Origin of the sequence: Terriglobus sp. RCC_193, from assembly GCF_041355105.1 — a bacterium.
Taxonomy (GTDB): domain Bacteria; phylum Acidobacteriota; class Terriglobia; order Terriglobales; family Acidobacteriaceae; genus Terriglobus.
The window spans coordinates 1,072,483-1,086,296 of sequence record NZ_JBFUPK010000001.1; the positions used below are offsets into that span (position 1 = coordinate 1,072,483).

The window sequence follows — 13,814 nt, forward strand, 5'->3', positions numbered from 1 at the left end:
GTTATACCGTAGGTGGCGACACATACGCGGGCGGAGAAGGAAGAGCCCCATAAAGCTCTTCAGCATCTGGCACTACGTAGTCATACAGGAAGTACTGAAAGTACGTTCCGCTAAAGAGAAATGTCATCACACCGCCAAATGCAAGCCCAACGGTTGCCTCTTGAAGCGCACTGCGCAGCTTGAACGCCGCCATGGTGTAGCTGCCTAGCACGGCAATGACTGCGAATACACTGACGGCCGTTGAAAGCATATGGGTGTCCCCAACATCTTGCCCTCGCGACATGATGCCAATGGTGGCTCCCACCATCACCGCGATAAGAAGCACCACCGGTATCACGGCGACATTCACAATGGACCAGATAAATGCATCCTGTCGCCCTGTTACCTTACGGACCCAGTTTGCCTGAACGACCATCCAGATCGAATTAAAGTAGCTGCGGGTAAGGATAGATAGCGCAAGTACCCAGCCCCAATGAAGACGTGGAGGCGGAAGTACGATCCGAGGATCGAGTGAAGGCTTATTTTCTGGCATGGCCAACACTCTAGCGATACTCCAGTACAAGCTCAAGCGGATTCCGCACTTTATACTTAAAGCTGATGCAGTCCATTCCCAATCTGGCAGCCGAGGTCACCAACCTCTCCCGGCTCTACGGCAGCTTCGCCGCGCTCAAGCGTGTCTCCTGCACCTTTACCGAAGGCGGCTTCCACGTCCTCCTCGGCCCCAACGGCGCAGGCAAATCCACGCTCCTCCGAACACTGGCCGGACTCATCACACCCACATCGGGAACCGTACAAACACTTGGCGGAACGCCCTTCCACGAGCGTCATCGCATGGCCTACATGAGCCACGCGCCGATGCTCTATGAAGAGCTCACGGCCATGGAAAACCTCCGTTACTTCCTGCGTCTGCAGAACCCCGGCGCCACCTGCGATTGTGTCGGTTCGCCGGAGATGGCGTTGCGCGCAGTCGGCATCGATCCGTTTCTCACGCGTTCTGTATCGCAGTTCTCCCAGGGCATGCGCCAGCGAGTATCCATGGCGCGCGCACTCGTCAGCGATCCCGAACTTCTGCTCCTCGATGAACCCTTCAGCAACATGGACGTCACAGGCGCAAAGGAACTTGTCACGCTGCTATTGGACTTCCGCACATGGCCGCTGGCCGGCGGTCGCAAGCGCACCGTCATCGTCACCACGCACCAGTTCGAACTTGTGGCCCACGCCGCCGATTCCGTCATCCACATGCGCCACGGCAGTATTGTGACGCCGGAGAATGAGGCGGCTGCATGAAGACGAACGCCGCGCGGCTGCTGGACAAACTCAACATCCGCTATGAAACCCGCGAGTATGAGGTCAACCCCGACGACCTTACCGCAGGCACCGTAGCGCGCAAGATCGACATGCCCGTGGAGCAGGTCTTCAAGACACTTCTCTGCCGCCTGAATGACGGTGAATACGTCTTCGGCGTCGTTCCCGGCAACAGCGAACTCGACCTGAAGAAACTCTCCGTAGCAGCAGAAGCCAAGAAGGCCGAACTCGCGTCGTTGAAGGATGTTGAACCGCTCACCGGCTACATCCGTGGTGGTGTCACCGTCATGGGCGCAAAGAAAGCGTACCGAGCATTCGTTGACGAATCCATCGAACTCTTCGACACCGTCAGCGTCTCCGCAGGCACGCGCGGCCTGCAACTCCTTCTCGCACCCGCCGACTACCTTCGCGCCGCAGAAGCAGAAGTCGCCGACCTGACCAAAGACGGAGTCACCGTCGAGTGACCCTCTGCCACAAATCCGGGTGCCCCATGTGCGCGAAGCTTACATGGGTATCGCGCGACAGCGCGACCTGCTCCTGCAACATGAAAGTGGAAGCATGATCTACCTTCGCACCGTCTGGCTCCACCTCAAGAAAGACCTGCGACTCGAGTGGCGCAGCCGCGAAGCCGTCGCGGGTATGCTCTTCTTCACGCTGCTCATTGCCGTAGCCTTCGCCATGGCCTTTGACCCAACTGGCTATCCCGCCATGGCACGACAGATGAGCGGCGGCCTCCTGTGGGTAGGCCTGCTCTTCGCCGCAACCACCTCGCTGAACATCTCCTGGGAGCGCGAACGCCGCAATCAGGTGATGGATGCGCACCGCATGAGCGCCGCACCGCCGTCTGCACTCTTCCTTGGCAAGGCGCTGGCAAACTTCCTCTTCGTTGCTTTCATTGAAGCCGTTCTCGCGCCGGTCTTCATCGTCTTTTACAACCTGCATCCGCTGGGCGAACTCAGGTGGTTCTGGCTGATCCTGCCACTGGGCACATGGGCCATCGTGTCCAACGGCACGTTCTTTGCCGCGCTGGGCCTGCGCAGCCGCAACCGTGCTCTGATGTTGCCGGCCATCCTCTTTCCCATCTCCATCCCGGCACTGCTCGGCGTCACGCAGGCAACCACCGCGGTGATCACCGGCGATTTCGAACCCGGCATGTGGGTTCGCCTCATCTTCGGGTTCGACGTCATCTTCACCACCGCCTGCCTCCTCCTCTTCGAAACGGTTCTCCACGCCGAATAAAGAGCGAACGCTGCGGAATCGCCGCGACACTGCGTTCGCTCCGGCTCCTTCGCGATAGACTGTAAGACGATCATGAAGCGCCTTTTCTGGATGTTGTGCGGTCTGAGCGTGGCCCTGCTTGCGTGGGGTTTCTACGAAGCGGTATTCGTTGCCCCCGTGGAAGCCACGATGGGATCGATTTACCGTATTTTTTACTGGCACGTCCCTATCAATATCTCCGCCGAGATATTCCCATACGTAAATATGGTCGCGTCCATCGGTTATCTGTTGGCACGTCGTAAGAACCATCCCCTCGCTCTGAAGTTGGATGCGCTTGCCATCGCGACGGCAGAAATCACAGTGCTTTACGTCGGTCTCGGACTTGCGACCGGCATGTTGTGGGGACGCCCGGTATGGGGCATCTGGTGGGCATGGGATGCCCGCCTCACGAGCGCGCTCATGCTGTTCCTGCTCTACGTCAGCTATCTCCTCGTTCGCAGCTTTTCGTCCGGCGGCCAGGGGCCCGTCATTGCCGCGGTCCTCAGCGTATTCGCTGGCATCGACGTCCCCATCGTCTTCATGAGCATCCGCTGGTGGCGGACCCAGCACCCAGCACCTGTGCTCACAGGCGAAGGTTCTCTGGATCCCAGCATGTGGCCTGCTTTTCTCTGGAACATGGTGGCGTGGTTCTTCTGGGGATGCACCCTCATCTGGGCGCGTTATGCCATCGTCCGTCGCGAACAGCAAATCGCCGAACGCGCAGCCATGGAAGCACTGGAGGCATAAGCATGGAACCCACTGTCAACAGCATCCACTTCCTCTGGGCCGCGTATCTTCTTGTCGCCTTCTGCAACATTGCGGTTGTCATCTGGCTTGCGGCACGCTGGTCAGCCGTGAACCGGAAGCAATCGTAACGTGAAGGTAAGCCGCTCCATCGCTCTTGCTTCCCTGCCGCTGCTGTTACTTGCAGCCGGTTGCCGCCGCATGCGTTTCCCGCAGCTCGCGGACAACTATCGCGAATACGCTTACGTCGCCAACAACGCTGCTGGCACCGTCACCGTTCTCGATCTGGTGAACTTTCGTGCCGACCGAACATTGCAGGTAGGCGCGTCGCCCAGCGCCATTGCCGTGAACCCGGCGCGCAACGAAGTCTACGTCACCAACTCCGGCAGCAGCACCGTCACCGCCATCAACGCGGACAACAACTCCATCGCCGCCACCATCGGCGTGCAGCGCGGCCCTACCGGCATCGAAGTTGATCCAACCGGCAAGCGCGCCTATGTCACCAATGCGGACTCCAACTCCGTCAGTGTCATCGACCTCACGACCCATCGCAGTATTGCAACAGTGGCCGCGGGCATTCAGCCCGCCACCGTGCGTGTCTCACCTGACAATCGTTCGCTGCTTGTAGCCAATCGTGGAGCGGGTTCTGTCTCCGTCTATGCCATCGGCGAAGACAATCCCTTGCAGCTTCGTTCCACCTACGGCAAATGCATCGGCGCATCCGACATCGCCATCCTCGGCGACTCCTCCAAGGCATTCATCACCTGCCCCGGCAACGATGAAGTCCTGGCCGTAAGCCTTTCCTCCGCACCGGGTTCGTGGGAAGCCAGGCAGGATCCCGCATCCATGCAGGACCATCTGCTGGCGCGGCTGCGTGTTGGCAAACAGCCCGGACACATTGCCCTGAAGCCTGATAGCGGTGAGATCTTCGTCAGCAACTACGGCTCGGACAGCATCAGTGAAATCTCAACGTATACGAACGAAGTAGGCGCCACCTACCTCATCGGCACACAACCAACACACGGCATGGTCGGTGCGGACAACAGTTCGTTATGGGTTGCTGCCAACGGATCAGACTCCGTCAGCCTCTATTCCATCGACGATGGCCGCATGTCTAACAGCATCCACACCGGCCCCGGCCCGGATGCTATGGCCATGTCGCCGGGACAGCCTGTATTGCTCGTAGCCGACTCGCGCGGTGCAGACGTCGCCGTGATTCGCACACGAGCCTCGCGCGGTCCTGAGCTGTTCACCATGTTGCCCGCCGGACCACATCCTGTTGCCATCGCCATCAAGGCCTACAAAGCGCACTAGGCAACGCGTTCGCGCACGATCTGCTCAATGCGCTTGCGCACTTCTTCTGGCGACAGCGCCCCGGGATCGAAATAAAGGTTCAGTGCAAGGCCATCCAGCACAGCACCAAATGCTGCAATCACAGCGCGTCGCCTTTGTGAATTCGGTTCAAACAGTTCCGGCACCAGCTGCAGCTTCGAGTCCATGCCCTTCACACAAAGCGCTTCATGCAGTTCTGCCAGCCGCTGCTGTTTATGCGGATGCCGAATCGCATACATTTTGAATTCCAGGTACAGCATCACGCGTTTGCGATCACACAACATCGCTTCCATGTGATCCACAAGGGCAGCCACACGTTCTTCTCGTGATGACTCAGGTGTAAGACGCGTCCGGTAGAATTCTCCATCCGCTTCAACGTTCTCTTCGATCAAAGCAAAAAAAAGATCTTCTTTATCTGCAAAGTGGTCATAAAGAGCACCGCGTGTCTTACCTGCCTCCTGCGCGATATCCTGCAAACGAGCCACTTCAAACCCATCGCGCGCAAAGACGCGCCGGGCCGCAACCATCAAATCTTTCCGTGTCCGTACGGCTCGTTCTTGCGTACGATGTTCGGGAGTAACTTTTCTCGCAGGCAACTTATTGAATCCCCGCTATTGGACGCATCATCGTATGTGAAAGATACATGCGCGTATGTTTTCTGTGAGAACGTCCAGGCGCAGGATCTTTCGCCAAGGAGCATTCATGACCATGCCGGCCGTCCGCCGCGTGAACCAACGCACTCCCCTCGCACAGACCGTTTCCCGTGCGGCTTTTCTCTTTGCCGGAGCAGGCATCGTTCTGCTGGCAACAGGCTGTGAAAGCAAACACGCCCCACAGCAACCGATGGGCGCACTGCCTGTGTCGGTGGTTACGGTACAGCCGTCCGACGTTGCTTTAAACAACCAGTGGGTCGGCACACTGGATGGTTTTGTGAACGCGCAGATCCAGCCACAGGTGACGGGTTACCTCATCCGTCAGAACTACCGCGAAGGTTCTGTCGTCAGCAAGGGCCAGGTCCTGTTTGAGATTGACCCACGCACATTTCAGGCAGCAGTTGATCAGGCCAAAGGCCAGGTCGCACAGGCAGAAGCTGCACTCGGCCAGGCAAAGTCTGCGTTGAAGCTCGCAGAGATCAACGTCACGCGCGACACGCCACTCGCGGAACAGAAGGCGATTGCACAGAGCCAGCTGGACCAGGAAGTCCAGACAATGGCGCAGGCCGATGCCAATGTAAAGGCGGCACAGGCGCAGATCGCAACGGCACACGCCACGGAAGAGACAGCGCAGATTAACCTCGGCTTCACAAAGGTGCGTTCGCTCATCTCCGGTGTTGCTGGTCAGGCCGTCACGCAGATCGGCAATCTCGTCTCACCGCAAACCGCACTCACTTCCGTCTCGCAGCTTGATCCCATCAAGGTGTATTTCTCGCTCAGCGATAGCGAATACCTCGCGCTCATCGGTCGCACTGGTTCCAATGATTCCGATCTGCTCAAGAGCGCGGCCAATGTTCCGCTGACACTGACACTTGCCAACGGCGACACGTATGCGCACAAGGGCAAGATCGCCTTCATTGATCGTCAGATGAATCAGCAGACAGGCGCCATCCGCATCGCTGCCGTCTTCCCGAATCCCAACAATGTCCTGCGCCCCGGCCAGTTCGGTCGCGTCTCTGCGACCACACAGCTCCGCAACAATACCATCACCGTGCCGCAAACGGCAGTGACGGATGTGCAGGGCATGAAGCAGGTGTTCATCGTGGACACGGGCAACAAGGCACACGCCGTAACGGTGCAGCTTGGTTCCGAGTCTGGAACCAACTGGATCGTGAACTCCGGCCTGGCCCCGGGAAGCCGCGTCATCGTGGACAATCTGCAGAAGCTGAGCGAAGGTGCGCCCGTCGCGCCGCACGCCCTGGCTCCTGCGAGCGCAACACCCGCGGAAGCGAGGTAAGTTCGTGTCAAAATTCTTCATTCGGCGACCCATTGTCGCCATTGTGATCGCCATTGTTACGGTCATTGTTGGTGTGGTTTCCATGCTGACATTGCCCACGTCGCAATACCCTGACATCGTTCCGCCTGAAATTCTGGTGCAGGCCACCTATCCAGGCGCCGATGCGAAAACCCTGTCACAGGCCGTTGCCACACCGCTCGAGCAGCAGATGAACGGCGTGGACAACATGCTGTACATGTATTCGGTCAACGCAAACAACGGCCAGACGCAGGTCTTCGTAGACTTCGACGTCAAGACGAATGCAGACACAGATCAGATCCTGTCGCAGCTTCGCGTCTCACAGGCACAGGCACAGCTTCCCGCACAGGTAAACACGGCGGGCCTCACGGTGCAGAAGGCGCTTACGTCGCCCCTGATGCTCGTCGGCATTAACTCAAACGACAAGAAGTACGATCAGGAGTTCCTCACCAACTACGCCATCATCAACGTGCAGGACGAAATTGCGCGTGTGCCCGGCGTAAGCCGCGTACAGGTCTTTGGTGGCCAGTACGCCATGCGTATCTGGGTCGATCCCAGCAAACTTGCAAACCTTGGCGTCACCGCGACAGATGTCATCACTGCCCTGGGAACTCAGAACACCGTAAACCCGGCGGGGCAGATTGGTGGAGAACCTGTTCCTAACGGACAGCAGTTCACCTACACCGTACGGACCCAGGGCCGCTTGGTGGATGAAAAGGAATTCGAAAATATCGTGGTGCGTGCCAATCCTGACGGATCGGTGCTGCATCTGCGAGACGTCGCGCGCGTTGAGCTCGGACAGCAGCTCTACAGCCTTTCCGCACGCTACAACGGCGCCCCCGCCGGTATGATGGGTATCTACCAGCTCCCCGGTTCGAACGCGGTACAGGTGGCAGAGCAGGTGCGCAAGCGCCTGGACGAACTGCAGAAGACCTTCCCCCCAGGCATTAAGTACGATGTACCCCTGGATACCACCAAGGCCGTCAGCGCAGGTATTCACGAAATCGTTCTTACGCTTGGTATCGCTCTTGCATTGGTCATCCTGGTGGTATTCATCTTCCTGCAGGGCTGGCGTGCCACGCTGATTCCATTGCTCGCCGTCCCAGTCTCACTTATCGGTACGTTCGTGCTCTTCCCCCTGCTCGGCTTCAGCATTAATACGTTGTCGCTCTTCGGTCTGGTGCTCGCCATCGGTCTTGTCGTCGACGACGCCATCATCGTGGTCGAAGCCGTCGAACATCATATCGAGCAGGGATTGTCACCAACGGATGCAACCATCAAGGCGATGGAAGAGGTAGGCGGTCCCGTCGTCGCCATTGCTCTCATCCTCGCAGCGGTGTTCATCCCCACGGCCTTCATCCCCGGCATCACGGGGCGACTGTATCAGCAGTTCGCCGTCACCATTGCCATCTCGGTTCTCATCTCGGCATTCAACGCGCTTACGCTTTCGCCCGCGCTGTCTGCCCTGCTGCTGAAGCCGAAGAACAAAGAGAAGAAGCCGGGTCTGCTCGGTCGTTTCTTCACCTGGTTCAACCGTGTATTTGGCCACACCACCGACAAGTATGTGGGTACATCCCGCATCCTGATCCACAAATCCGGCCTCTCCATGATTGCGCTTGCCATCATCGCCGTGGTCGCCGTCTTCATGGGTTCACGCCTGCCCACCGGATTCATCCCTCAGGAAGATCAGGGGTATCTCTTCGCTGCACTGCAGTTACCGGATGCCACCAGTCTCCAGAAAACGGACGAAGCCGCGCAGCAGATCACGAAGGCTCTTCTTGAAACGCCTGGTATCGGTGGTGTAGTCGCCGTCAACGGCTTCAGCCTGCTAACGCAGGTACAAAGCACCAACAGCGCCTTCTTCTTCGTCTCTCTCAAACCCTGGGACGATCGAAAGACCAAGGAAGAGCAGATCGAGGCGATTCAGGCTTCCGTCGGACAGAAGCTGATGGGCAATCCGGCTGGATTGGCATTCAGCTTCCCGCCACCCGCCATTCCCGGTATCGGAACCTCGGGTGGTGTCACCATGGTGGTGGAGGATCAGTCTGGCAAGGATGATCCTAATTTCCTCACCCAGAACCTTTACGCCTATCTTGGTGCGCTGAAGAAACGTCCTGAGATTGCCGCGGCCATCCCCTCGTACCTGCCTGCCGTACCGCAGCTCTACGCCGAAGTCGATCGCGAAAAGGTCATCCAGCAGCAGGTGGATCTGGGCAGTGTCTATAACACCATGTCCACCTTCATGGGCGGCTACCTGGTCAACTACTTCAACCGCTTCGGTCGCCAGTGGCAGACTTACGTGGAAGCCGAAGGCTCATCGCGTACGAAGATTGACAACATCAATCAGTTCTATGTGCGCAGCGCAAACGGAGGCCAGGTACCACTTGCATCGCTGGTCCACGTAAAACAGATCAATGGACCGGAGTTTGTTCTCCGCTTTAACGAACACCCTGGCGCACAGTTGAACGTCACCGGCGCTCCAGGCTACAGCTCAGGACAGGTGCGAAAAGCACTGGAAGAAACCTTCCAGCAATCCATGCCAACCGGCATGGGCTATGACTACACCGGCATGAGCTACCAGGAACAGAAGGCGGCGCAAGGCGTGCCTGCATGGGTCGTCTTCGGTCTGTCACTGCTCTTCGTCTTCCTCATCCTCGCGGCGTTGTATGAAAGCTGGAGCCTTCCCTTCAGCGTTCTGCTCTCCACACCGGTCGCCATTCTGGGTGCGTATCTTGCGCTCAGCGTGCGTTCCATGGAGAACGACATCTTTGCCACCATCGGTCTGATTATGTTGATCGGTCTCTCGGCAAAGAACGCCATCCTGATCGTGGAATTCGCCGTCATCAGCTACAAAGAAGGCAAGTCCATCGCAGACTCCGCACTGGAAGCTGCAAGACTTCGCTTCCGTCCCATTCTGATGACCAGCTTCGCCTTCGTCTTCGGTTGCCTTCCCTTGTGGACAGCAACGGGGTCGGGCGCGGTATCGCGACGCATCCTGGGAACCGTGGTGATCGGCGGCATGTTGCTGTCGTCCATCATCGGCATCCTCATGGTGCCCGTCACCTTCTCCGTGGTCGAATACATCACGCATCGCTTCCGCAAAGGCGGTAAAGGAACCTCCATGGACTCCAACACGGACTTCGATCCGAGGGCCGCAGCCAACTCGGAAGGAGGCCATTGATGAACACGTACTCCGTTCTCAACACGGCATCGAAAGCCGGCATCGCAGCTCTGGCGCTCATTGCCATCAGCGGTTGCAACGTCGGTCCCAAATACACACGCCCGCAGGTGCCGGCACCACCGGCATTCCGCGGCGCGGATGAAGCAGCCGTCTCCAGCGATCCCACCCAATCCATCGGTGATCGCAAGTGGAGCGAGATTTTCCGTGAGCCGGAACTGCAGCAGTACATTCAACAGGCACTCGCCGCCAACTACGATCTTCGCATCGCAGCGCAGAAAGTATTGGAAGCACAATCGCAGGTGAAAATCACACGCGCAGGCCAGTTCCCCACTCTCAACGGTGGCGGTTCCGGTCTTGGTGCGGAGTTACCGGATTCGCTCAGCGATCAGATTGGCTCCCCGCTCACTGCAGGCAGCCTCAATCTCTCCGCTGCGTGGATTCCTGACTTCTGGGGTCTCTATCGCAAGCAGACAGAGGCCTCGCGTGATCAACTGATCGCGCAGGACTGGGCACGTGCAGCCGTTCGCATCTCGCTCGTCAGTCAGGTGGCCACCACGTATTTCACGCTGCGCGCTCTCGACGAGCAACTTCTCGTCGCGCGGAACACGCTGAAGGCGCGACAGGATTCTGTTCGACTCACACGCACGTTGACCGACGGTGGCCGCGCGCCGCTCTCGGATCTTCGTCAGGCGGAACAGCTCCTCTACACTGCTTCCTCTGCCATCCCGGCACTGGAACAGCAGCGTGAACAACAGGAGAACGCGATGCGTCTTCTGCTGGGCCAGACTCCCGGTCCGGTCACGCACACAGACGCGTCTGCACTCGCGCCTGTGCCGCAGGATCTTCCCGTAGGTGTTCCTTCGCAGCTGCTGGAACGCCGTCCGGATATCCAGCAGGCTGAGGCTCAACTGAAGGCAGCCAACGCAAACGTCGGCGTAGCCAAAGCGGCATTCTTCCCGTCGCTCTCCCTCAGTTTCTCCGCAGGTCTCGGCGGAGATAGCTTCTCGAATCTCTTCGATCCCTCTGGTCGCACCATCTACGGCATCGGCTCGCTCGCGCAGCCTATCTTCGCAGGTGGCAAAATCCGCGGGCAGTATGAGCTTTCGAAACAACAGAAGGAAGAGTTGGTCCTCACCTATCAGAAGACCATCCTCACCGCCTTCCGCGACACCTCCAACGCGCTGATCGCGGTCAACAAGACGCGTTCCACGCGCGAGGAACAGCAGAAGCTCGTAGCCGCGGCACAGGACGCAACCCGTCTCGCACGCGTTCGTTATCAGGCAGGCGCCGCAACCTATCTGGAAGTGCTGACCAACGATTCCACACTCTTCTCCGCGCAGTTGAACCTCATCAGCGCGCAGCAGAACGAGGCAACATCACTGGTCACGCTCTACCAGGCACTCGGTGGCGGCTGGCAGTAACTCGTACAACAAAGTAAACGAAAGAGGCCGGGTGAATATCACCCGGCCTCTTTCGTTTACAGGCTCACAACACACAAGCCTCATTCTTCTATCGCAGCGAAGCTCATACGGTCGTAGACCGTCATCTTGAGCGAACCAGCGAAGCTCATACGGTCGAAGACCGTCATCCTGACCAAACCAGCAAAGCTCCTACGGCCAAAGGCCGTCATTCTGAGCAAAGCGAAGAATCCCAACAAAGGCTAACTCCAGCAATACTGCCAAACGCTTTCAGCCAAAGAACCCAACACCAGCTTCGCAAAGCGAAGCTCATACGGTCGAAGACCGTCATCCTGACCGAAGCGAAGCGAAGCGAAGCGGAGCGGAAGGACCTGCATTCTTCTCTGTCCACTACGATGCCACGGGGAACCTCACTCCGATACGAACCACTAAGCGTTGAGCGCCGTAACAAACTCCTCCACATCACGTATCGGCGGATGACAAGTCATACCGCTGCAAACCAACGCATACACACCATCCTCACGAGGCATCTTCGCCACCGTCTCCATCAACGCAGGCGGCAACGCATCCATCTGCTCCCGCTTCACGCGAATCACCGCACGATTCACCGCAAACGGCGCCAGCGCAATCAACTCCAACCGCGCGGCTTCCTCTCCATCGCCCACAATCACCACCTGCACCGGCGGACGCGAAAGCCGCCCCAGCGCCAGCGCAAACGTCGCGGCATACAAACCGAAGTGCTCCACAATGCCCGCGAAAGTCTCCAGCGTCTCCAGCGCATTGTCACGATACATCTGCTTCCCGCTCAACTCATGCAGACGCAACAACAACATCGCAGCCGCAGGATTACCAGCAGGCGTAGGCGCATCCTGAATCGGTTTACGCCGCGTGATCAGCGCACCAATCAATTCCGCCGCATCTGATGGCGTGTCATAGAATCCGCCACCGCGACCGTCATAGAAGCGCCGCAACAGCGTCTCCGCAATCTGCTCGGCAGCAACGTAATACGCCTGCTCTCCACACGTCTCCCACACATCCAGGCAAGCGTGCGCAAGGAAGACAGCATCATCCAGCACACCCGGCACACGCTGCGCACTCTGCGCTGACTCGGCATACGCCACCACATGCGAAACCGCACCATCCTGCAGCGCAGCAGCCAGCACGCGATCCAGCGACTTCTTCGCAAACGCAATCGCCTTCGGCATCTGCAACGCGCGCCCCGCGGTCACAAACGCGGAGATGCACATCGCGTTCCATCCCGTGTACAGCGTGCGATCAATCAACGGCATAGGCCGCTTCAACCGCGCCTGGTACAGCTTCGCGCGCACCATCTTCAACATCATCGGCGCCAGCGCCGCATCCACACCCGCATGTTCCGCAGCCTTCTCCAGCGTCATCGGACGGAACAACACATTGCGCGAAGAATCGTGATGCATATCGCCCACCGCGCCAATGTCGTAATACACTTCAGCGAATTTCAATTCTTCCGGCGTTAGAACTTCCGCAGCCTCTGCGCGCGACCATGTGAAGTAGTTGCCATCATCATCCAATGACTGGTCTGCATCCTGCGAAGCATAAAACCCACCATGCTCACGGTCGCACAGCCATTCATCCATCCACTGCACAATGCCGCGCGCCGCTGCCGCACACTCCGCATCCGCAAACGTCTGAAAGGCATGGCAGTAACTCCTAAGCATTTCGGAGTTGTCATAACTCATCTTCTCGAAGTGCGGCACGATCCATCTCTCATCCACTGAGTACCGATGGAACCCGCCTCCAAGCTGATCGTAGATACCACCGCGCGCCATCTTCTTCAGGGTCGTCAGCACCGCTTCGGCACTCTGCGCTGCATTCGCTTCACCGCGCGACGCCGCATCCGTCAGCATCGAAAGCGCTCCAGGATGAAGAAACTTTGGCTCCGATCCAAAGCCGCCATGCACCGGATCAAATAGCTTCAACGCTGAATCCACCATGCGATGCAGCAATGCAATCCCTGCCCCATCGCGTTCCAGATTGCTCATCGCGCCGGAGAACGTTTCGCCCTGTTCAATCGCCTCCATCACACTTGATGCAGACTCAAAAACATCGTCGCGCTGGTTCTGATACGAAGCTGCCATCGTCATCAACACACGCCGAAACGAAGGGCGTCCGTAGCGCTCTTCCGGCGGAAAATACGTGCCGCCAAAGTAAGGCCGCCCATCCGGCGTAAGAAACGCCGTAAGCGGCCATCCGCCCTGGCCGCTGATTGCAGCCACCGCCGCCTGATAACGCGTGTCCACATCCGGCCGTTCATCACGGTCCACCTTCACCGCAATGAAGTGCTCGTTGATGAGCGCCGCGGTCTCCGCATCTTCATATGATTCGCGGTCCATCACATGGCACCAGTGGCACCACACCGCACCCACATCCAGCAACACCGGCTTGTCCTCCGCCAGTGCACGTTCAAAAGCCTCCGGCCCCCATGGAAGCCATTGCACGGGCTGATGCATAGCGGAGCGCAGATACGACGAAGACGAGGAGGAAAGCGCGTTTGCAACGATTTCAGACATCGTATCCAGTGTACTTTGCGCGCAAATGCAGAAGAGGCAAAGGACGTTATGTCCTCTGCC

12 protein-coding genes are annotated in these 13,814 nt (G+C 58.3%); 9 read left to right on the forward strand and 3 right to left on the reverse strand.

Features of this window, described 5'->3' with window-relative positions:
- Nucleotide 1: 1 nt before the first annotated feature.
- Nucleotides 2-532 (reverse strand): hypothetical protein, encoded by a 531-nt coding sequence (locus tag AB6729_RS04440; RefSeq protein WP_371080356.1) that lies wholly within the window; start codon nucleotides 530-532, stop codon nucleotides 2-4.
- Nucleotides 533-597: 65 nt separating this feature from the next.
- On the opposite strand from AB6729_RS04440, the gene AB6729_RS04445 reads away from it, so the two are divergent.
- The 6 genes from AB6729_RS04445 (at nucleotide 598) to AB6729_RS04470 (ending at nucleotide 4,620) form a co-directional block, all read left to right on the forward strand.
- A complete protein-coding gene (locus tag AB6729_RS04445) occupies nucleotides 598-1,287 on the forward strand; it encodes an ABC transporter ATP-binding protein (protein WP_371080357.1) in 690 nt (229 codons plus the stop codon).
- Entirely contained in the window at nucleotides 1,284-1,769 is a 486-nt protein-coding gene (gene ybaK, locus AB6729_RS04450) for a Cys-tRNA(Pro) deacylase (protein WP_371080358.1), read from the forward strand. Before AB6729_RS04445 ends, ybaK begins: the two co-directional genes overlap by 4 nt.
- Before the next feature lie 94 nt (nucleotides 1,770-1,863).
- A complete protein-coding gene (locus AB6729_RS04455; protein ID WP_371080359.1) occupies nucleotides 1,864-2,544 on the forward strand; it encodes a heme exporter protein CcmB in 681 nt (226 codons plus the stop codon).
- Nucleotides 2,545-2,616: 72 nt separating this feature from the next.
- Nucleotides 2,617-3,309: a cytochrome c biogenesis protein CcsA gene (gene ccsA / locus AB6729_RS04460; RefSeq protein ID WP_371080360.1), complete on the forward strand. Its 693-nt coding sequence runs from the start codon at nucleotides 2,617-2,619 to the stop codon at nucleotides 3,307-3,309.
- A gap of 2 nt (nucleotides 3,310-3,311) precedes the next feature.
- Complete coding sequence (locus tag AB6729_RS04465) at nucleotides 3,312-3,437, forward strand: hypothetical protein (RefSeq protein ID WP_371080361.1); 126 nt, start codon at nucleotides 3,312-3,314, stop codon at nucleotides 3,435-3,437.
- Between the two features lies 1 nt (nucleotide 3,438).
- Nucleotides 3,439-4,620 carry a beta-propeller fold lactonase family protein gene (locus AB6729_RS04470; protein ID WP_371080362.1) on the forward strand — a complete coding sequence of 394 codons (1,182 nt, stop codon included), beginning with the start codon at nucleotides 3,439-3,441 and terminating at the stop codon, nucleotides 4,618-4,620.
- Here the strand turns inward: AB6729_RS04470 and AB6729_RS04475 are convergent.
- Nucleotides 4,617-5,165, reverse strand: a complete 549-nt coding sequence (locus tag AB6729_RS04475) for a TetR/AcrR family transcriptional regulator (protein ID WP_371080363.1) — start codon at nucleotides 5,163-5,165, stop codon at nucleotides 4,617-4,619. The two genes, AB6729_RS04470 and AB6729_RS04475, sit on opposite strands and share 4 nt — an antisense overlap.
- A 175-nt stretch (nucleotides 5,166-5,340) precedes the next feature.
- On the opposite strand from AB6729_RS04475, the gene AB6729_RS04480 reads away from it, so the two are divergent.
- From AB6729_RS04480 to AB6729_RS04490, 3 genes are read left to right on the forward strand one after another with little or no spacing between them, the layout of a single operon-like run.
- Nucleotides 5,341-6,588 (forward strand): efflux RND transporter periplasmic adaptor subunit, encoded by a 1,248-nt coding sequence (locus AB6729_RS04480; RefSeq protein ID WP_371080364.1) that lies wholly within the window; start codon nucleotides 5,341-5,343, stop codon nucleotides 6,586-6,588.
- 4 nt (nucleotides 6,589-6,592) lie between these two features.
- Nucleotides 6,593-9,787 carry an efflux RND transporter permease subunit gene (locus AB6729_RS04485; protein WP_371080365.1) on the forward strand — a complete coding sequence of 1,065 codons (3,195 nt, stop codon included), beginning with the start codon at nucleotides 6,593-6,595 and terminating at the stop codon, nucleotides 9,785-9,787.
- Nucleotides 9,787-11,208 (forward strand): efflux transporter outer membrane subunit, encoded by a 1,422-nt coding sequence (locus AB6729_RS04490; protein ID WP_371080366.1) that lies wholly within the window; start codon nucleotides 9,787-9,789, stop codon nucleotides 11,206-11,208. The genes AB6729_RS04485 and AB6729_RS04490 overlap by 1 nt, the downstream gene beginning before the upstream one ends.
- Nucleotides 11,209-11,633: 425 nt before the next feature.
- Here AB6729_RS04490 and AB6729_RS04495 read toward each other — a convergent pair whose 3' ends face one another.
- A complete protein-coding gene (locus tag AB6729_RS04495) occupies nucleotides 11,634-13,754 on the reverse strand; it encodes a thioredoxin domain-containing protein (protein ID WP_371080367.1) in 2,121 nt (706 codons plus the stop codon).
- Between the last annotated feature and the right edge of the window lie 60 nt (nucleotides 13,755-13,814).

Bases quoted from the DNA above. Each gene is read 5' to 3' on its own strand.
- AB6729_RS04440 (WP_371080356.1), bottom strand. From the start codon at position 532: ATGCCAGAAAATAAGCCTTCACTCGATCCTCGGATCGTACTTCCGCCT.
- AB6729_RS04445 (WP_371080357.1), top strand. From the start codon at position 598: ATGCAGTCCATTCCCAATCTGGCAGCCGAGGTCACCAACCTCTCCCGG.
- ybaK (WP_371080358.1), top strand. From the start codon at position 1,284: ATGAAGACGAACGCCGCGCGGCTGCTGGACAAACTCAACATCCGCTAT.
- AB6729_RS04455 (WP_371080359.1), top strand. From the start codon at position 1,864: ATGATCTACCTTCGCACCGTCTGGCTCCACCTCAAGAAAGACCTGCGA.
- ccsA (WP_371080360.1), top strand. From the start codon at position 2,617: ATGAAGCGCCTTTTCTGGATGTTGTGCGGTCTGAGCGTGGCCCTGCTT.
- AB6729_RS04465 (WP_371080361.1), top strand. From the start codon at position 3,312: ATGGAACCCACTGTCAACAGCATCCACTTCCTCTGGGCCGCGTATCTT.
- AB6729_RS04475 (WP_371080363.1), bottom strand. From the start codon at position 5,165: ATGGTTGCGGCCCGGCGCGTCTTTGCGCGCGATGGGTTTGAAGTGGCT.
- AB6729_RS04480 (WP_371080364.1), top strand. From the start codon at position 5,341: ATGACCATGCCGGCCGTCCGCCGCGTGAACCAACGCACTCCCCTCGCA.
- AB6729_RS04490 (WP_371080366.1), top strand. From the start codon at position 9,787: ATGAACACGTACTCCGTTCTCAACACGGCATCGAAAGCCGGCATCGCA.
- AB6729_RS04495 (WP_371080367.1), bottom strand. From the start codon at position 13,754: ATGTCTGAAATCGTTGCAAACGCGCTTTCCTCCTCGTCTTCGTCGTAT.